20 protein-coding genes are annotated in these 21251 nt (G+C 26.8%); 1 reads left to right on the top strand and 19 read right to left on the bottom strand.

What is annotated here, in order from left to right; genetic code table 11:
- Positions 1–6: 6 nt before the first annotated feature.
- The 14 genes from Q0W06_RS02810 to Q0W06_RS02745 form a co-directional block, all read right to left on the bottom strand.
- Positions 7–1449, bottom strand: coding sequence for a flippase (locus tag Q0W06_RS02810; protein ID WP_297631115.1), 1443 nt, complete (start codon positions 1447–1449; stop codon positions 7–9).
- 2 nt (positions 1450–1451) lie between these two features.
- Complete coding sequence (locus Q0W06_RS02805; RefSeq protein WP_297631112.1) at positions 1452–2741, bottom strand: O-antigen ligase family protein; 1290 nt, start codon at positions 2739–2741, stop codon at positions 1452–1454.
- Entirely contained in the window at positions 2731–3606 is an 876-nt protein-coding gene (locus Q0W06_RS02800) for a glycosyltransferase family 2 protein (RefSeq protein ID WP_297631110.1), read from the bottom strand. The genes Q0W06_RS02805 and Q0W06_RS02800 overlap by 11 nt, the downstream gene beginning before the upstream one ends.
- 1 nt (position 3607) lies before the next feature.
- Positions 3608–4576: a glycosyltransferase gene (locus Q0W06_RS02795; RefSeq protein ID WP_297631107.1), complete on the bottom strand. Its 969-nt coding sequence runs from the start codon at positions 4574–4576 to the stop codon at positions 3608–3610.
- A 17-nt stretch (positions 4577–4593) separates the two neighbouring features.
- The gene (locus tag Q0W06_RS02790) at positions 4594–5199 is read right to left on the bottom strand and encodes a Wzz/FepE/Etk N-terminal domain-containing protein (protein WP_297631104.1); all 606 of its coding nucleotides are present in this window, start codon (positions 5197–5199) and stop codon (positions 4594–4596) included.
- Between the two features lie 195 nt (positions 5200–5394).
- Entirely contained in the window at positions 5395–6498 is a 1104-nt protein-coding gene (gene glf / locus Q0W06_RS02785) for a UDP-galactopyranose mutase (RefSeq protein ID WP_297631101.1), read from the bottom strand.
- A 9-nt stretch (positions 6499–6507) separates the two neighbouring features.
- A complete protein-coding gene (galU, locus tag Q0W06_RS02780) occupies positions 6508–7413 on the bottom strand; it encodes a UTP--glucose-1-phosphate uridylyltransferase GalU (RefSeq protein ID WP_297631097.1) in 906 nt (301 codons plus the stop codon).
- A 66-nt stretch (positions 7414–7479) separates the two neighbouring features.
- Positions 7480–8439, bottom strand: a complete 960-nt coding sequence (locus Q0W06_RS02775) for a glycosyltransferase family 2 protein (RefSeq protein ID WP_297631094.1) — start codon at positions 8437–8439, stop codon at positions 7480–7482.
- Between the two features lie 52 nt (positions 8440–8491).
- Entirely contained in the window at positions 8492–9604 is a 1113-nt protein-coding gene (locus tag Q0W06_RS02770; RefSeq protein ID WP_297631091.1) for a glycosyltransferase family 1 protein, read from the bottom strand.
- Positions 9605–9615: 11 nt separating this feature from the next.
- On the bottom strand, positions 9616–10830 hold the full coding sequence (locus Q0W06_RS02765) for a glycosyltransferase family 4 protein (RefSeq protein WP_297631087.1): 1215 nt from the start codon (positions 10828–10830) through the stop codon (positions 9616–9618).
- Positions 10831–10843: 13 nt separating this feature from the next.
- A complete protein-coding gene (locus Q0W06_RS02760) occupies positions 10844–11956 on the bottom strand; it encodes a glycosyltransferase family 4 protein (RefSeq protein WP_297631084.1) in 1113 nt (370 codons plus the stop codon).
- A gap of 10 nt (positions 11957–11966) precedes the next feature.
- Positions 11967–12617 (bottom strand): sugar transferase, encoded by a 651-nt coding sequence (locus Q0W06_RS02755; protein WP_297631082.1) that lies wholly within the window; start codon positions 12615–12617, stop codon positions 11967–11969.
- A gap of 606 nt (positions 12618–13223) precedes the next feature.
- Positions 13224–13886, bottom strand: coding sequence for a ComEA family DNA-binding protein (locus Q0W06_RS02750; protein ID WP_297631080.1), 663 nt, complete (start codon positions 13884–13886; stop codon positions 13224–13226).
- Positions 13886–14302, bottom strand: coding sequence for a type II secretion system protein (locus Q0W06_RS02745; protein WP_297631077.1), 417 nt, complete (start codon positions 14300–14302; stop codon positions 13886–13888). The genes Q0W06_RS02750 and Q0W06_RS02745 overlap by 1 nt, the downstream gene beginning before the upstream one ends.
- A gap of 141 nt (positions 14303–14443) precedes the next feature.
- Between Q0W06_RS02745 and Q0W06_RS02740 the strand changes: the two genes are divergently transcribed.
- Positions 14444–15277 carry a Cof-type HAD-IIB family hydrolase gene (locus tag Q0W06_RS02740; protein ID WP_297631074.1) on the top strand — a complete coding sequence of 278 codons (834 nt, stop codon included), beginning with the start codon at positions 14444–14446 and terminating at the stop codon, positions 15275–15277.
- Between the two features lie 55 nt (positions 15278–15332).
- Here the strand turns inward: Q0W06_RS02740 and Q0W06_RS02735 are convergent, their stop codons facing one another.
- The 5 genes from Q0W06_RS02735 to Q0W06_RS02715 form a co-directional block, all read right to left on the bottom strand.
- Entirely contained in the window at positions 15333–16088 is a 756-nt protein-coding gene (locus tag Q0W06_RS02735) for a hypothetical protein (protein ID WP_297631072.1), read from the bottom strand.
- Positions 16089–16234: 146 nt separating this feature from the next.
- Entirely contained in the window at positions 16235–17371 is a 1137-nt protein-coding gene (locus tag Q0W06_RS02730; protein WP_297631071.1) for a CDP-glycerol glycerophosphotransferase family protein, read from the bottom strand.
- 14 nt (positions 17372–17385) lie between these two features.
- Positions 17386–19053 carry a CDP-glycerol glycerophosphotransferase family protein gene (locus Q0W06_RS02725; protein ID WP_297631069.1) on the bottom strand — a complete coding sequence of 556 codons (1668 nt, stop codon included), beginning with the start codon at positions 19051–19053 and terminating at the stop codon, positions 17386–17388.
- Positions 19054–19062: 9 nt separating this feature from the next.
- Positions 19063–20247 carry an ABC transporter ATP-binding protein gene (locus Q0W06_RS02720; RefSeq protein ID WP_297631067.1) on the bottom strand — a complete coding sequence of 395 codons (1185 nt, stop codon included), beginning with the start codon at positions 20245–20247 and terminating at the stop codon, positions 19063–19065.
- A 19-nt stretch (positions 20248–20266) separates the two neighbouring features.
- Positions 20267–21076, bottom strand: a complete 810-nt coding sequence (locus Q0W06_RS02715; protein ID WP_297631065.1) for an ABC transporter permease — start codon at positions 21074–21076, stop codon at positions 20267–20269.
- Between the last annotated feature and the right edge of the window lie 175 nt (positions 21077–21251).

Raw genomic sequence — 21251 nt, 5'->3', positions numbered from 1 at the left:
TACTCCTTAGTATCTCTTAAATTTTTTTATTATAAATTCAATCACTAGTTTGTTTGTTTCATCTTTTATTATAACTAATGCTAGGAAATAAATCACTACCCCAACTATTGATTGGATTAAAGTCGTTATGACATTAGCTTCCATCATTCTACCTATAAATACTACTACAACAGTCATTATAATACCTGCTATCATGTATTTAAAAATTGCTTTTATTAATGGTTTCATTTCTATTTCTTTATATAAGAATATGTATTGTACTGCTGTTACGCTTAGTTCTGCAACTACCGTTGCAATACATGAACCAAAAGCATCATAATGTGGTATTAATATAAAGTTTAGTATTACGTTTACTATAGCACCTACAGTAACAGAAACAGTAAATTGTCTGTTTTTATTTGTTGGTAATAAATATTGCACACCTAATACATTACTTAATGCTATAAGAAATAAAATAGGTACTGATATTATTAATAGGTATTTTACTTCACCAAATCCTTTTCCAAAAAACCATGGAACAAACTTTTCAGCTATACTTGCAAGTCCAAATGCCATTGGAATGGATACATATGATACTCCAACTAAACTTCTATTTAAATGTTCCTTTAGTTTATTTCTATCACCGCTTGCAAAAACATTACTCATTCTAGGTAACATTACAACACCTAAAGATGTTACAAGCCCTAATACTAATTTTACTATACTTTGTGATTGTTGGTAAAGTCCAACTTGTGTTGTATTAGATAAAAGTCCAAGCATCGATCTATCTAATACTGCATAAATCTGAATTGCAATTTGTGGAATAAAAAGAGCCATTGCTGGTCTTAGATGTTCTCTTATATCACTCCATCTTACCTTAACTTTTTGTACAGTTTTTGATAAATATGGCCACATAACTAAGTTCCCTATTAAAGCCATAATTGCATTTATAAATACATATAACGCAACATCATTCTCATGTTTTACAAAAGTAAAAATTAATATTACTCCAATAATTCTAACAATAATATTTCTTGTTACTGTTTTCTTAAAATCTTCTAATCCCATAAACAGCCATGATATATCTATTGTTGCTACTAAAATATTTATCCCTTGAATTAAAAATACAATTTTATAATCTTTTTGATTTGCGAATATTATCATATATATAATAAATGCTACACCCGTAGTTATTAATTTTAAAATTGTAATAGCCCAAAAAGTTACTGATAATTTTTCCTTATCATCTCTTACATATGCTATTTGTCTATTCCCATATAAACTTATTCCGATTGTTCCAAGGATTACAAAATATTGAACTATGGAGTTGGTATAACTAGATATACCTACTCCATTAGCTCCTAAAACCCTTGATATATACGGTACTGTAATTAACGGTAGAAATAAAGTAACTATTTGATATGCAAGATTATATACTACATTTCTCTTTACACTTATACTTTTATTCATTATTATCTCCCTTTTTCTAAAGCTTTTTCTCCTCGCTTAAATAAGAAACACCATCCTAATGCTAGGAAATACATCACTAAATACCTATACTCTATTTTTGTAACTACTAATATAACAAACATTGCTAAACTAATAATCACATATTTAGGTTTTCTCTTTTTAATTCCATATCCAATTGCTAAAAGCATCGGAATTAAATACATACTAAATAAGTAGATTCCGCCTTCAGGTAATATTGACATTACTCCACTGCTTCCACCAATATCATTTTTTCTAAGTTTTAAGTTCATATATTGTTGAACATAATTAAACTGTCCATATCCATACCCTATAATAGGTCTATCTTTAAATGCTTCAGCTCCAACTTTCATATCATCTGTTCTTATAGATATAGATGCTTTTTTACTATCAGTTCCTTGATGTAATTTACTTGATACAAAATATCCTGCAACAACTACTCCTATAACAACTACGATAGGAATTACTATCATTCCAACTTTTCTCCACTTTTTATTTCTAAATACTTCTATAATTAATCTACATATAATTATTCCAAATGAAACAACTATTCCTGTAGTTGAAAATGTTGAAAGTATTGCAACTATAAGAATTATTATATTAATTTTTTTGACTTTTTTTCTTAAAAATAATTCACACATCATAGAAACAGTTAATACAAATGCATACATAGTTCCTTCAGTGAAAACTCCTGAATTTCTAGTAAAATTCATTCCATGAAGTCCTATATACTGTGTTACATAATATAATCCATAATAACTTGGAATATATCTAGCACCACCCCATAAATAATATATAGATGCACTTGGATGTATTACATTTAATAATGTACAGAAAACATAACCAATTATCGATATTACTGCTAATACAACTATTATATTAGACATTTTCAACAACAATTTACTTCCATTTCCTCTATTTATCAATCCAACTTGATAAACTATTAATCCAAGTAATATTACTACAAATTGCAGTATAAACTGAATTCTATTTATATCATTTAACATTATAAAAACTATATTATATATACTTATACCTAATATTACATAAACAAGTCTCTTAAAATTCCCCCTATTTAAAAGAATATCTTTAAAAGTTAATATTATAAGTATATATACTATTGCCATAATTATATACGTTGTACTTTTCTTTAAATATACATAGTTCCATACAGAATTACTTTCTATTACTAAAAAAAATGCTAATAAGTATTCTATTATTTCAATAATATTAGCTTTTCTCATTTCTTTCCCATTCATCTCTTTAGCTAACATGTTCTACCTTAGGATTAAAGGTTAGTCCTTTAAAGTATCCTCTTAAGACAACTTTAATCTTTGCACCTTTCCCATCTTTACTCTTAGATAGTATGTTAAGTATTGTTCTAACTGTATGCTTTGTAAATGAAAGTGTTCCTTTAAATCCTCTCTTTTTATGCATATAGAACTTATTTCTAAATTCATAAAAATATCTCGAAACTCTTGCAGTATCTCCACTTATTATGTCAACACCAACATTTTCTTTCATATGATGATGAACAATACTATCCATACTCATATATGATGGATATTTTGCACTAATTCTTAAAGTATATTCTGTATCATCACCCCAAATAAAGAAATCTTTAATAGGAAGTCCTAATTCTTTTACAATTTCTCTTGGGAACATTATTGAAACAAATGATGCATTTTTAACCCTAACAAGCCCCTCTGGTAAATAATCATTCCAGACACTCTCTACTGTTGGAACATTCATAACGCAAGCTTTATTATCTTTAAAAAGTACATTACTACACATAAATCCAAATTTATTTCCAACTATATCAAATTTATTTATCATATTTTCTAATGCAGTTTCTGTAGCAAAAGTATCATCATCCATTATCCAAATATAATCATGACCGTTCTCATAAGCAGCTTTTATTCCTTTATTAAAACCACCTGCTCCACCTAAATTTTCATCTAAAAATATAGGTGTTATTTTATCTCCTAATGTTTTTAAATAATCTGATGTTCCATCAGTACATTTATTATCTATAATAATAATCTCATCAAGCTTTCTACTCTGGTTTAAAAGCTTATCTATTGTACCTTTTAATAAATCTAATCTATTATAAGTTACAACTACAGCACATATTTTCATTTTATTTTTCCTTTCTTTTGCCTGTTACTGATCTATATACATTTTCTACAGAACAGTAAAGTTTTGGACTTATTTTTAACAGGCTTCTTCTAAGTTTAATATTTTTTCCATAATAATCTCTATCTAAAAGTTTAAATACATCTTCATTGTCAACTTTATCTAATTCATAAAAATAAATATGAGTTAATACATGACTGCATAAATAATTTGCAAATCTTCTTTTTAATCTCTCATCATGTATCTCATCAATCTTTTTATTTAAAGATCCACAGATTTTTAAAATATCTGTAGCATGTTTCTTATTTTTTCCTGAGTTCATTATTGAACCTGCACGTTGTCTATACATATAAAAATCTTTATTATATATAGAAACTTTCTTTGCCTTTAATAAAACTCTTGGAGTGAACTCCTCATCTTCATGAAGAACTCCTTCCATAAATTGAAGACTATTTTCTTTTAAGAAATCTCTTTTGTAAATATTAAGCCATACAGGCGCATAAACTCTATTACTCTCTAATGAATTTAAAAAGAATTCTTCAGCTTCCATTGGGCTTTTTTTAAAAAACTCCATATTTCTTTCTAATTTTTCTTCTCTTCCATCTTCATAAAACTTTATACAATTTCCTGCTACAATTTCACTTTTCTCACTTATTGCAAGATTGTACATTTCTTCATAAGCAGTGTTTATCCCTATATAATCATCACTATCTACGAAAGCTACATACTCTCCTTTTGCAACTTTTAGTCCTGTATTTCTCGCCCCAGAAAGTCCTTTGTTTTCTTGTACTATTAATTTAACTCTATCTCCATCTATCATGCTTTGGATTTTTTCTATACTAGAATCTTTTGAGCCATCATCTACAACAATTATTTCTAAAGAATCTATTGTTTGGTTCCTTAATGATTCTAAACATTCTACTATATAATTTTCCACATTATAAACGGGAACTATTATACTTAACTTTTTCACTTTCTTCCTCCATATTCCTATGCTTTCTTACTCTTTAATCCACTTAATATAGCTACTCCAAATCCAACTATTATTCCTAAAAGAGTAATTATACCTACATTAAGCATTCTCTTATGAATTACTGGTTTTTTAGTACATAATATTTTCCCATTTATATATACATCCCCATTTGGATTTTTTGCTTCAGCCTCATTTACCATATTTGAAGCTATATTTTGTGCCATTAAAGTAGCTACTTCTTTATTTGTGTCTAAGTATGCTATCTCAAAAGCATTTGAATATATTTTTGGTGTAATTAGTAAGTCTTTTACAGCCTCATTTACATTTAGATTAAGTCCTGAAGTTTTTATAGCATTTTTTACTAAAGTCTCTTTATCTTCCTTCTTTAAATAAGTTTGTATCATACTTTGGTACATTTCTATATTCATTTCTTGAACTGATGTTTTAGTAGTGCTTGAGCCTACAAAAATTGTCATATCAGCTTTATAGTCTATTTTCATAATAAAAAAATTAAAGATTACTGATACTATAAAAAATATTAGGATTATCCCTATTATAGTTTTCCACTTATTCTTTATAATAGACATCAGTTCCTTTAATTCTATGCTATCGTTTCGCAACATTTCCCCTCCTTAAGAGTCTTCACTTTAAATTTCAATTAGAATTATATCATATTTCCTTTTCTTTTTTAATACAGTTTTATTTTTATTAAAATTCAAACCCTATACTTTTAGATACAAAAACCCTAAAGATTTAAAATATTTTATCACTAGTAACTTAAAATCTTTAGGGCTTTATTCTAATTATTATCTATTTTCTTATTTTAATTCCTCTTTTACACAATTTAATGCAGATTCTATTACATTGTGCATATCAAAGTACTTATACTGTCCAAGTCTTCCACCAAATATAATATTTTCTTCACTTTCGCCAAGTTCTTTATATTTAGCATAAAGATTATTATTCTTATCATTATTTATTGGATAATATGGTTCATCACCTTTTTCCCAAGTTGCTGGATATTCTTTAGTTATAACAGTTTTTTCTGAATTACAATCTTCAAAATGCTTATGTTCAATTATTCTTGTGTATGGAATCTCATACTCTGTATAATTTATAACTGCATTTCCTTGATGATTTTCTTCATCTAAGATTTCATCTTCAAATCTTAAACTTCTATATTCTAAAGTTCCAAATTTATAATCATAATATTCATCTATCATTCCTGTAAATACTACTTTTCCAGCTACACTTTCAAGTTCTTCCTTATTTGCAAAGAAATCTGTATTTAATTTTACTTCTATACCATCTAACATTTTTTCTACTATCTTATTATATCCACCTATTGGAATCCCTTGATATTTATCATTAAAATAGTTATTATCAAATGTAAATCTTACTGGAAGTCTTTTTATAATAAAGCTTGGAAGTTCTGTAGCCTTTTGCCCCCATTGCTTTTCTGTATATCCTTTTATAAGCTTTTCATAAATATCTTTTCCTACTAAACTTATAGCTTGTTCTTCTAAATTCTTTGGATTCTCTATGCCAGCTTCTTTCTTTTGCTCTTCAATTTTAGCTTTTGCTTCAGCTGGTGTTTTAACTTTCCATAATCCATAAAATGTATTCATATTAAATGGAAGGTTGTAAAGTTCACCTTTATAGTTTGCTACTGGTGAGTTTGTATATCTATTAAATTCTACAAAGCTATTTACATAATCCCATACTTCTTTATTGCTTGTATGGAATATATGAGCTCCATATTTATGAACATTTATTCCATGAACATTTTCGCAATATACATTTCCACCTATATGAGATTTCTTATCTATAACAAGACATGTTTTACCTTTTTTATTCATTTCATAAGCAAAAGTAGCACCAAAAAGTCCTGCTCCTACTATTAAATAATCATATTTTTTCATATTGAACTCCTATTCTTCGTCCTTCTCTTCTTTTTGATCTTCAATATTTAATAAACCCTTTAAGTATTCTGTAAATCCATCTTTTAATTCATCTCTTCTTAAAGCATATTCTACAGTTGCTTCTAAGAATCCAAGCTTATCTCCAACATCATATCTTCTTCCTTGGAAGTCATATGCATACATAGCTTCTTCTTTTATAAGTTCTAAAAGTGCATCTGTAAGTTGAATTTCATTTCCTTTACCTGGTGCTGTTCTATCTAATATTTCAAATATCTTTGGTGTTACTATATATCTTCCTAGTATAGCAACATCTGATGGAGCTTCATCTACGTTTGGTTTTTCAACTAACCCTTTAACTTTCATTACTCTATCTTCTACTTTTATTCCATCAACTATTCCATATTTATCTACTTTATTGTGTGGTACAGTTTGAACTCCTAATACAGAAGTATGGTATTCATTATAACAATCAATAAGTTGCTTTAAGCAAGGTTTTTCATCATTATAAACAATATCGTCTCCTAAAAGTATTGCAAATGGTTCATCTCCAACAAAGACTTTAGCACAATTTATTGCATGACCAAGGCCTCTTGGCTCCTTTTGTCTGATATAGTGAATATTAACCATATTCGAAATATCTTGAACCATATGAAGCATTTCTTCTTTTCCTGCTTTTTCAAGTTCTAATTCAAGTTCTACACTTCTATCAAAGTGATCTTCTATACACTTTTTACTTCTTCCTGTGATAATAAGAATTTCTTCAATTCCTGAAGCTATCGCTTCCTCAATAATATATTGTATAGTTGGTTTATCAACTATTGGAAGCATCTCCTTAGGTTGTGCTTTAGTTGCAGGTAAGAATCTTGTTCCAAGACCCGCTGCAGGTATTATTGCTTTTTTTATCTTCTTATACATCTTAATCATTCCTTTACATAAAACTTAACTTGTTTAGCCCCTGATATCTATATAAAATTTAAAAAGTTATTTATTCCATAAAATTCTTTTTACAATACTATATATTCTTAATTTCCAAAGAATAATGGAAACTTTATTTCTATTAGTTACTTGATTATTAAGTAAAACTTTCATAACCTCACTACCATGTATATTTAAAAATCCTTCTTTTTTAAAATCTGAGTATATATGATTTCCTTCATAATTTTCATTATATCCAGATACTATTTCTCCAAAAGTATTCCCCTTAAATGCTATAATACTTTCTTCACTTACTTTTTCATCTAAGCTATTTAATATCTGATTTACAGCCTCATTATACCCTATAACAACTTCTATATCTTTTGTATGCATAGCTGATTCTTCATGTTGCCTATAACAATATAAATCTTCCTTTATTGCTATGATACTTTTTGATTTTTCTATACATAAAGTAGTTGGATACCAATCTTCACAATATTTTTTACTATCAAACCTTACATCATTATCAATCCAAATGCTACGTCTAAAAATTTTATCACAAATATATCCTCTTATTTTTAAATTTAAGACATATTTTAATATATCATTTGAACTATAAACTCTATTTTCTTCTAGAAAATTTAGGTTTTCTATACTAATAGGTCCATTATTATTAAACTTTTCATGTCCATATATCACACAGTCTGGTTTATATTTATATATTTTTTCACTTATAGTTTTTAGTGCACCTTTCTTTATATAATCATCAGAATCTAAGAACATTATATAATCTCCTGTCGCCTTAGATATACCTAGATTTCTTGCTTTTGATACACCACTATTCTTTTGACAAAAATATTTTATATTTCCTTTATCTAAATATTCTTTTATAATTTCATCACTATTATCAGTTGATCCATCATTAATAATAATAATTTCTATATCAACTTCTTCTCTTAATAAACTATCTAAACATTCTCTAATATATTTTTCTGTGTTATATATTGGTATTATTATGCTAAACATTTTTTGCCCTCCACGAGGCAGGATTAATAAGCATTATCCCTTCTATACTTATTTAAATCTCATTTAAGAAAAACTTCTCTAGCTTCTTAGCTTCAAGTTTTATTTCAAATCCTGCATTTTCTACTTGTAACTTCTTACTACTTCTATTTTCTAATTCTGTATTTTTAATAGATATGATTTTATCTTTCCATTTTTCTACGGATTTTTCTTTATCTATATCTACAAACTTTATTAAATCAGTTATTTTTATTTCATCAGTTATTCTATCAGATAAAATACATTGTATTCCTGAAGCTTGTGCTTCAACTGCAGAAACTGGAAGTCCCTCAAATAATGATGGCATTAAAAATATATCAGCAGCTTGCATTAAACTATTTACATCATCTCTTGAATTTAAAAATATAACATTTTTTGAAATTCCTAAACTAGAAACCTTATTTTTTATTTCTTCTTGTAATTCTCCAACTCCAACTAATAGTAGTTTTACATTCTTAACTTCTTTATTTACTTCATTAAATACATCTATTAAAAAGTCATGATTCTTTTGAATATTGAATCTTCCTACATTCATTAAAACTAAATCATTTTCTAAATCCATTTCTTTTCTATACTTGGTTCTAATTTCTTCATTATAATCAAATTCCCCTGTATCTATTGCATTATTTATTACTTTAAATCTTGCACTTTTAATTATATCTTCATCATAGAACCATTCTGATGCTAATTTAGAACATGACCAAAAATGATTTGCATATTTTCTAATATTTTTTTTATTTTTGTTATGAAAATATTCCTTTAGCTTCCCATTCATATTTCCAGCATTATGGCTATGAACTATAATATTTTCCACTCCATATTTTTTAGCCATTTTTAAATAATCTATATTTGCTAAACTACATAAGTTTACCCATACTACATCATATTTTGTCTCTTTAAATATCTCTTCTAAATCTTTTTTAAATTTAAAAGGATTCTTTCTCTTTGAACAAACCTTATAAACATTCCCACCTAAAGCCAAAACTTCATCTTCATATGCTGCTTCTTCAGTATTTGAAATAAAATCTACACTTACTTTAGTTAAATCAAAATTTCTATAATAGTTCATAAGAAAGCTTTCAACTCCGCCTTTTACTGCTGTAAGCCCATAAACCAATATTTTTTTCATAACAAATCCACCTATTCTTCCAATATGTTTTTAAAGCTATTATAATAATTATCTAAATTATAATTCTTCGCTTCTTGTTCCGCTCTCATACCAATTTTTTCTCTAAGCTCTTTATCTTCTACTAATATTTTAGCTTTTTGAGTAATATTATCTACTAATTTTTCATCTCTATTTAATATAAAACCAGCGCTTTCATCTATATATTCTGGAATTCCACCTGCATTAGTAGTTATAACAGGAAGTCTCATAGCCATAGCTTCAATTATAGTAAGTCCTGCTGCTTCATTACATAGTGAAGGTAATATTGCAAAATCTGCTATAGAATACACTTTAGGAATATCTTTATAATGGACATACCCTGTGAAGATAACTCTATCTTTAATCTCTTCTGCAAGCTCCATTAAACTAGTTTGATACTCACTTTTCATATCACTACCATAAAAATATGCTCCAATTATTAATAATTTTACTTTTGGATTATCTATATTTTTTATTCCTTGTAATGTTTCAAAGATTCCTTTATCCTTTGCTAATCTTCCACTATACACTGCAACGATATCATCTTCTTGTATTCCATATGTTTTTCTCAAATCTTTAAAGTCATTTATGTACATATCTTTTGAAAACTTCTCTATATCTATACAATTATATAAAGGAACTACTTTATCTTTTGCTATCCCACTCATTTTTTGAATATTTTCGCAAATGAATTTACTAACGCCCATGATTTTTTTGCTATTTCTCGCTATTTCTTCGCATCCATACATATTAAAGACTTCATTATGTAAATGATAGTAATACTTATCTTTAAACTTAATTTCATTATCACCTTTTAATGCCATAAATATAGTTGGGTGATTTTCTAAAATAACTTTATCGTATTCATTTTTGTTTAGTTCTTTTTTTACTTTTTTTATATATTCAAATCTAGATAATATACTTCTAAACTTCATATTGTTTTTTCGTTTTAAAATATTAGTCATTACAAAATATATAAATTTATCACCTGTACTACATATAAAACTTGGTTTAAAAAATTTCACTTTAGTTTCTTTATATCTTTTACAATCTATTTCTGCTTCTGAATCATAAATACTATATACTTCTATTTTAAAATCTTTATTTTTTTCATTAACTTCCAGTATATGTTGAACTAAATTTTCAACTGCTCCTCCTTTAGTTGCTGGAACTGGAGCAACTCCTGATGTTAATATTGCTATCTTCATAAAAATTCCCCTTTTAAGTAATTTTATCTATTAATTTTTTATGCTCTAAAGCAACTCTCTTTATATCAAACATTTCTCTTACTCTTTTATATGCATTTTCGATAAAGTTTTCTTTTAAATCTTTATCATTATAAATTTTCATTATTGATACTGTCATCTCTTCAACATTATCTACATCCACTAATATCCCACAATTCTCTGTTATTAAGTTAGGAATTGCGTCAACTCTACTTGCAACAATAGGCTTTTTAGACTCCATATACTCTGCTATTGCTAAACCAAAGCCTTCCCATCTTGAAAATAATGTTGCTACATCAAATAAATTTATGTATTCTAGAGAATTTTTAACCCATCCTGTTATTAAAACTCTATCTTGAAGATTTTTAGTTTTTATTAACTCTTCTATTTCAGTTCGTTCTTCTCCGTCTCCTACAATAATAAAAAATGCTTTAGGTATTTCTTTAACTACTCTACTTGCCATCTCAATAAATGCATCCGGTGCCTTTTGAGTACTTATTCTTCCTACCATTCCTATGATAAATGCATCTTTTTCTATATTGAAGTCTTCTCTCGTTACATGGAATTCATTTTTTTGTTTTTCATATCCTGCAATATCTATTCCATTAAAAATTAATTCTATCTTTTCTTCTTTGCAGATCTTATTTTTAAGTGCTGATTGTTTTTCATATTCTGATATAACTATAATTTTTGTTGTGATTCTACTTAATGTTTTTTCTATATATTTATATATATTTCGTTTCAAATTCCCACATTTCATATTAAAGGCCCAGCCATGGGGATTATAAACTATAGTTTTAATCAAGCCAATATTAGCAACTCTGCCTATGGCTCCACCTTTACTGCTATGTGTATATACTATATCTGGATTATATTTTTTTATAATTTTTCTGACTTCTCTTATTGATTTAAAGTCCTTTGTAGGATTTAATTCTCTAACCATATTTATTCTTTCATATTTTATATTCAAAGACTTTAAAAACTCTTCTGAATAATCGTACGAACAAACCAATATATTTTCATATTCACCATCCATATTGTTAAGAAGCATCTCAATATATTTTTCAACGCCTCCTGCTGATTGAGCAATATGCATAACTCTCTTCATGTTCTCACCTCTAATGTGCATTTTTATCCCCAAATAGGACAAAGAATGTTTTAAATATAAGCTTTATATCTTCACTTACACTTCTATTTTCTACATATTTTATGTCAAGTTTCATCCAGTCTTCAAATTCTATTTCATTTCTTCCACCAACTTGCCAGTAGCAAGTTAATCCTGGTTTAACTTCAAATCTTCTCATCATCCAAGGTTCAAATTCCTTAACTTCATCTGGTAAACTTGGTCTTGGTCCAACTAAACTCATATCACCCTTTATTACGTTTATTAATTGTGGAAGTTCATCAATACTAGTTTTTCTAATAAACTTTCCCACCTTTGTAATTCTAGGATCATTTTTCATTTTAAACATCGGCCCTGACATTTCATTCTTATGTTTTAATTTCTTTTTTATTTCCTCAGCATTTACTACCATGCTTCTAAATTTATACATTTTAAAATTTCTTTTATCTTTTCCCACTCTATCTTGTGCAAATATTAGTGGTCCTTTTGATTCTAGCTTTATTGCTATAGCCACTATTAAAAGTATTGGGCTCAAAATGATCAATCCTATAACTGAGAGAACTACATCTGCTGTTCTTTTAACTACTTCATAAACTTTTAAATCTCGAGTATATACATTAACATTCTCGTGTAATTTTGAACTCATCAAATTATTCCTCCTTGCAATCTTTAGTATTCTTATAATAATCCAATTATGTTCCTAATTAAGTATCTGCTCACATTCCTTAACTGAAAATTCCATAAAACATTTCATTCTATAGAATTATAGCATATTTTTCTCTTTTTTTTAATAACATTAAATTACACCACTTTTTATAGCTTTACTTTTTTGAAAAATTTGTATAATCTTTTTTCTAAAAGATCTTTTCTTAAAATACTAGTATCCATTCAATTTATATTTTCTCTTTTTTTTATCCATAATAAAATACTGTCTATATACTACTTAATATAACCACTTTTAATAGTTTTAATATTTATTCTGCTATAAAAAATCTAATAAATCTCCTAAATATCTATTTTATACTATAATTGATAATCCCTATCTGTTTGTTAATATTTTATTTCTTAAGTTTACATAAATTTAATTTAATTTCTAGTATAATATTACTTGTTCAATATTCTTCCAAAACTTTTATCAATATTTTAGTTCCTCTATGCATAGACTTCTCTTATCTATAAAAGAAAAACTCCTTATCGGAGTTTTAAATTTTATTTCAACTTTATTCTTTTTCTTATAGTAAATCATCTTACTTTATACTCCTATATCTTCTTTGATTTTTTCAAAAGTTCCTTTACCAATTCCACTAACCTTTTGTATTTCCTCAGGATTTTTAAATTCACCATTCTTCTCTCTATATTCAATAATGGCCTTTGCTTTTCCTTCACCGATTCCATTTAATTTTTTTAAATCATCAACAGTTCCAGTATTTATATTGATTTTTCCGGAATCATTACTTTCCGCCTCTTCTAACATATTTCCTGCACCACTTGTTACATTATTTGCACCATTATTAACTACAGCCTTCACTTCTAATTCTTTCTTACTACATATGACTATAGCCTCATTACCTTTTAGTTCTTTTGCTCTATTTATATTTTCTAAAGTTCCTTCTTTTGTTAATCCTCCGGCTTCTTTAATTAAATGTTCTATTATACTTCCTTCTTCTAACTCATACACACCTGGATTCTTAACTTCACCTTTTATATCCACTAGGATTTTCTTTTTTTCCTTTTCATTTTGTATTACATCTTTTTCTTCTTCATTTTCCTCTATAAAAATTGAACTTTTATTAGTTCCCAATTTACCTTTTTCTTCTCTGTTTAAATAAATCATTGTAGCTACTATTAATACTACTAAAACAACAGAAATTCCAATGGTTTTTTTATATTTATCTAACTTTTCCATGTTTATCATTAATTTTTCCTACTACTTCCTGAACTTTCATCTGCAAACCCCTCAAAAATCCCACTCGAATCAATAGTAAATTTTCTTCCATCTACTATATCCATACATTCAGTTATTTTAATTGTTTCCTTTAATTTAGTTGTTTTCTTTAAATCAAAGTAATCCCCGTATTTATCTCCCGCTACAGATATTAATTCTGATTTTGGTGTTTCTTTTTTTAAATTTTTTCCTTCTTTATTGTTTATTGTTTCCCAAGCAAATATAACAGTCTTTGCTTGAGCCATTATCCCCACTTCTTTTGAGTCTTTTACATATCCCGAAATTCGTGGAACAAAAAATCCTATAAGTAACATTATTATTCCAAGTACCGCTCCAATTTCTAGTAATGTAAAACCTTTTTTCTTTCTTGCATTTTTTCTCAACATTATGCACCTCTTTTTATAATTTGTGCTATAACCCCTTATATTACAAATAATTTCCACATTCTTCTATTATATTCAACTGTTTTACTTATATTTTAAGAAATGTTAGACTATTACTAAAATAAACGTAAAGGAGACTTTTTTATGACTATAAAATTAATCTGTACCGATATGGATGGAACTCTTTTAAATGATGATCACACTATAAGCACTGAAAATAAAGAAGCTTTAAAATATGCTATTAAAGAAGGTGTTATTGTAGCTATAACTACAGGTAGACTTTTCACTTCTGCAAATTATTATAGAAGTTTAACAGGAATAAATGCTCCTATTATTTCTTCTAATGGAGCTTATATTAGAGATAAAATCTCTGATGAGGTAATATATGAAAATCCTCTATCACTAGATGAATCTTTAGAATTATATAACTCACTAAAAGATTTTAATTTCAACTTCTTTTTCAATACTTTTAACACTGCTATTTCTAATAAGGAATTTATCGAAAATCATCCTTATGAAATAAATAATAGAGATATTAAATATATTGATGAGAAAACATTATTCCTTTATGAAAAAGACTTAACATCTACATTAAAAGATTTAGATGGACATATCTTAAAAGCGATTTGTGTAGATTATGCAAAAACTAATAAAGATGATATATTGATGGCTAGAAAAATTATTGAAGATACTAATAAATATGAAGTTGTTTGTTCTAATGAATATAACTTTGAAATTATGAAAAAAGGAACTACTAAAGGTTCTGCTGTTGAAAACCTAGCTAAAAGGCTTAGTATTCCTTTAAGTGAAGTTATGTGCATAGGAGATGGAGAAAATGATTTATCTATGCTTAAGATTGCTGGAACTTCTGTAGCTATGGGCAATGCTCCTGAATATGTAAAAGAAGCTGCTACTTTCATAACAGATTCTAATAATAACTCTGGAGTTGCCAAAGCTATATACAAATATATAAAATAATCTTTTCACATAAAAAGAAATTGACTCTCCATTTGAATCAATTTCTTTTTTATATTTATTCTTCTTTTATAGTGGCTTCATATATTCTATTTCCTTTATTATATCCATAATAAAGCTTTATTCCATTTTCTTCTCTTTCAATAGCTAGCCCTTCACTTTCACCTTTTTCTTCTATATTATACCCTTTTAATATCATCTCTTTTTCTACATCTATTACTGTAATTCTATCATTAGTATAAAAATATATCTTTCCATTTAAATATTGGATTCCCTGTGGCACTCCTATATTATCTATATTAAAAGATTTTATCTGCTCTTTATTTAATCCACATATAGTAAATTTATGACTTCCTTTATCATCTTTAGCCGTATGTATAATGAAATTATTTTTTTCTTGGTCAATTGTCACTAATCCTGAATTACCTAATTCACTAAAATCATATTCTTTTTCTACATTTATATTATCTTTTAAATCTATCTCATATATTTTAGTTCCAGTTTTCCCTCCTCCATTTGATACATATAACTTTCCATTATTTTTATTTACTACAAGTTCTGAAGAATGACCTATTTTAAGTAAATCACTTCTCCTTAAAATTTTTCCTTCCTTGTTTCGTATCTCAATAACTCCATTCCCCTTTCCTCTATCATATCCAATAATAAAATTCTCCTCATAATATTCTAACCCCTGCATATTCCAATCATTATCTACATTAAATATTAATTTTGATTTCAATAAATTTTCACTTCCCATTACTTTTATCGTAAATAAATTAAAAATCACTACTAAAAATAACATCATTTTTTTCATTTTCCACCTCTAAAACAATTATTTTACTTTTAGTATCTGCTTTAATTTCAAAATTACACAAAGCTTCATTATAAAATTTATTTTACTTAAATAAATAAGAAGCCTCCTTTTAAGAAGCTTCTTATTTCTCTATTATTTATTTATCTCTATAACTTTATTAATTCCTTAACTAATCTTTCTGTTGATTTTCCATCTCTATAGTCAAAAAACTTATCCTTAAACTTTTTAACTTTTTCATAATTATAATCATCTGTATTTATACATGAAATTAATTCATCTGTATTTCTTGCAATTGGACCTGGAACAAAAGATTCATATTCATAATAAAAATCTCTTTCTTTAATATAGTCATCTAAATCATCTGCATATAAGATTATTTTTCTCTCTAATAAAGCAAACTCAAATATTGTAGAAGAATAATCAGTTATTAATATATCTGTTATACATAATATATCATTTATAATATTATAATCTGACATATCTACTATCTTTTTATTTTTTATCTTTAATCCCTTTTTCACTAAAGGATGCAGCTTTATTCCTAAAATATAATCCTCTTTTAAATTTTCTACTAATTTGTTTAAATTAAATCCTATTGGACTTTGCGCCTCCCCTTGATTCTCTCCTCTGAATGTAGGAGCATAAAGAATGATTTTCTTATTCTTTATTTTTGGATATCTTTTATATAATTTCTCTTTTATCTTTTCTTTTTCTTTTTCATCAAAAAATATATCTGTTCTTGGTACTCCAATAGGTTTAATATTTCCTTCTTCCATATTAAATGCTTCAGCATAATGTTTACTTACTTCCTTTGAAGTAACTACAACCTTACTATAATTACTATGAATAGGAATATCTTTTACATATTCTTTACTAGCTCCAAATCCCTTTTCAACAATACTAAAGCCAAACTTTTTAAAAGCCCCACAAGCATGCCATACTTGGATAATTTCTGTTCCTTTTCTCAATTTACTTACCATGTATACTGGTAAATAAAAATCATCTATTATAAAATACTTTGATGTTGCCATATAATATTCCACTTTAATCATATGAAAAAAATATTTTATTTTATTTTTAGCTCCATTCCCCTGTTTTTTATATAACACCTCATATGGGTATTTATTTTTCTCTAGTTCTCTAATAATATACTCATAGTTTCCCTCTAAACTATCCTTTCTATATGTTCCAAGGATAATTCTATTCTTCACTTTAAATATACTAGAAAGTAAATATACACTTCTTAGTATATATTTCATAAATAATCTCTCTACTCTTTTCAAACCCTTTATACCCCTTAAACTTTTAGAATCTCATCTACAACTCTCTCAGTTGATTTCCCATCAAAATGATCAAAGAAATTCTCTCTAAATCTTTCTAATTTTTCACTTTCAAACTTTTCCTCTTCTATAACTTTCACCAATTCATCCATATCTTTAACTATTGCCCCTGGTACAAAACTTTCATAAGGATAGTAAAAATCCCTATCTGCAATATATTCATCTAAATCATAGGCAAAGAAAATCATTGGCTTATTCAATAATGAATATTCAAAACATACTGATGAGTAATCTGTTATAAGTATGTCCGAAATAAATAATAAATCATTTATCTCTCTTTCCTCAGATAAATCAACTACAAAATCTTTAAAGCTATCTTTTATTTCAAAAGTATTATTAATAAATGGATGTAGTTTTATAATTAGCTTGTATTCATCTCCAAACTTTTTCTGTAGTCTTTCAATATCAAATTTATGAAAATCATAATATGCTGTTTTTTGTCCTGCCCCTCTAAAAGTAGGTGCAAACATAATAATTTTTTTATCTTTTAAAACTGGATACTTTTCATATAAATTCTTAGTAACCCTTTCCTTATATTCTTCATCGAAGAATATATCTGTTCTTGGAACTCCTGTCCCTAATATCTTCTTTTCTTCAATTCCAAATGCCTCTGCATAGTGAACCTTTATATTTTCTGAACTAACTATAGCTTTTGTATAGTTTCTATGATTCTTTGACTTAAACTTTGGTCCACCTTTTTTTCCAACTCTACTAAATCCAAAAGTTTTAAATGCTCCTGTAGCATGCCATAATTGAACTACCTCTACACCATCTCTTATTTTAAATTTATAAATCTGCGGATAATAATCATCTAATAAAACATATCTACTAGTTGATATATAATACACCATCTTTATCATTTCTTTTAAACTTCTCTCTGCTTGTATACTTTCTTTCAGCATACTTTTTATTTCATATCCGCCTCTTTTATCTAGTTCTTTTTTTATAAACTCAAAGTTCCCTGAAAAATCTACTCTACTATCTGATAAAAATGTTACTCTATCACTTTTAATATTCATTTTATTTGTTATCTTATAAATATTTTGAAGCAACCTATTCCCAAAGCTTCTTTTTTTCTTCAATATTTTTTTATGAATTTTATCTAATCCACTTATTTTCTTATTTTTTATATCATATTCTTTTTCATTATCATATTTAATTCTTTTAGATTGAATACATATATTTTTCTCTTCATTTAAAAGATTTATTTCTTTAATATCTTCACTGTCTTCAATTCTATAATTTAATTTTTCATCTGTAATTTTAGCTAAACCTATATATTCTAACTCTAACTCTTCTCTTATTCCATTAGCCCATATACATATTCCTATTTCCCATGTACCTTCACTTAAAGATTCCATATTATCAATATATCCTACATAGACTTTCCCATTAAATCCTGCATAATCATAATTATATTTTTCTTTTCCAAACTTTCTTGTTACATCAGTATTTAATGTATTATTAGTAGGAATATAATATACTTTTTCTTTATTTCTTATAACTAAACTTTTCTTTATTTTATGTGGGAAATTTATGTTTTCTTTTTCTATAAATGCATATCCTTTAATTATTAAACTCTCATCACCAGTATTTAAATCTATGCTCTCAATATATCCTTTCATTTTATCCCCCTACTTATTGCTTACCACATCATGCTCTATATAAACTATTCCCTTACCTATATTTTCTTCATCCATTCCCTTTACTATAAACTCTCTCTTATTTGAATATCCTACAAAAAATATTCCACTTTGTTCTCTTAGCTCTCCTGAAAGTTTATATTTCCCTGGAAGTAAATCATTTTTTATTTTTACCTGTAAGTTATGATTTCCTATAGAATTTTCTATCAAATAATTTTCTCCAAGCTTATGGCTAGCATATATTTCATTATTTCCTGCATCTCTTATAGTAAAAGACCACCTTAATCCTGGCATATCTCTTTTTACTTCATAATCAAAACTATATTGAATATCTTCACCATATAGAAACTCTTTATTTTCTTCTCTATATTTAAATTCTTTTATTTCTATATAATCTTTTTTATCTAAAACCTCTTTATTTTCTTTTTTATTTTTCTTAACTTCCTTAGCTTTTTCTTCCTTTAAAAAGGTTTCATACTTTGGTAAAACCTGTTCTGTTAATCCATAGTCTATTAACTCTCCACTCTTTATCCACATACAATGGGTACAAAAAGAAGATACTGTATATAGTGAGTGACTAACAAAAAATATTGTTTTTCCCATTTTTCTAAATTCGCTCATTTTTCTAAGACATTTTGTTTTAAAAATATCATCTCCAACAGCTAATGCTTCATCAACAATCAAAATATCTGGATCAACATTTACCGCTATTGCAAATCCTAATCTTGATTTCATTCCACTTGAGTATGTTCTAACAGGCTGTTTAATATGCTCTCCTATATCTGCAAACTCTATTATTTCATCTACTTTTTTTACTATCTCTTCCTTTGTATATCCTAAGATAGTTCCCTTTACAAAAATATTCTCATATCCACTTAACTCATCATCGAATCCAGAATTCAATTCTAATATTGCAGATATTTTTCCATCTATCTCGACTTCTCCTTCAGTTGGATTTACAACTCCTGTTATTATCTTTAAAAGTGTTGATTTTCCAGCACCATTCTTACCTAAAACTCCAACCGCTTGTCCTTTTTCAATGTCTATATTTATATTTTTTAAAGCTTTATATTCTTTATAATTTTTCTTGTTGAAAATTATATCCATAACTCTCATAAAAGGCTTTTTATATATTCTGTAAGTTTTACTTATATTTTTTAATCTTATTGCATACATTCACTTCTTCTCCTTACCTCTATAAAATATCTGAGAAGTGGTTTCTCAATTTTCCATGTATAAAAACACCTAAAATTAGTAATACTCCAACGGTTGTCCAAAAGTAGATTGTTAGTGCAGGACTTTCAAAAAACCATTTACCATATAACATAGATTCTCTAAAACCTTCTATTATATAGAAGAAAGGATTTAGTTTTACTACAAAGGCTATTACTCCACTCAAATTTTTTATAGGCCATAAAATAGGACTTAACCAAAAGATAAGTACTATTATCGAATTTAAGAAAAATTCTACATCTCTACTAACTACTACTAATGCTGATGTTATGTATGAAATTACTACAAGCAGTATAAATGCTGCTAATGCATAATATATTATTTGAATCCAATATATATTTGGAAATATTCCATAAACAAAACAAATTAAAAATCCAATTCCTAAAAATAAAAAGCTACTAATAAAGCCTGATAATACTTTAAATGTAGGTATTGTTGAAACTGGAAATATCATTTTAGTTACTAAATACTTATTCTTTCTAATGGAACTTGCAGCTGGCACAAGTGTATCCCTTATGAAAAACCAAGGAATAAGTCCAACTACTAGCCAAACTATGTATGGTTCAAATGCATCCGATCCTTTTTTCATTCCTATTTGAATAGTAAACCAGTAAGCAAAAATAAATATAAAATTCTTTATAACAGGCCATGCTATTCCTAAGGCTGTTCCTGAAAACTGCTTTTTCAAATCTTTTAATGCCATTTGCAGAATTTGTTTACGACCTTTTTTATGCTCCTTTATTATCAGTTTAAAACTTTCTAGAAACTCCATTTTCTCTCTCCTTTGTTCTCATACCATTTGTTAACAAAATTATATCATATCTTAACATAAAATTCATTATTTCTCCATTTTATTAAAATTTATTAATTTAATTTTAATTTTTGTATTATTACTATTAAACTTTATTAAAAATAAAAAACTTGTGATTTCTCACAAGCTTCTTATA

Source organism: uncultured Clostridium sp. (assembly GCF_947072515.1).
In the GTDB taxonomy this organism is placed as follows: domain Bacteria; phylum Bacillota; class Clostridia; order Clostridiales; family Clostridiaceae; genus Clostridium.
This window is presented reverse-complemented; position numbering and strand designations above follow the sequence as displayed.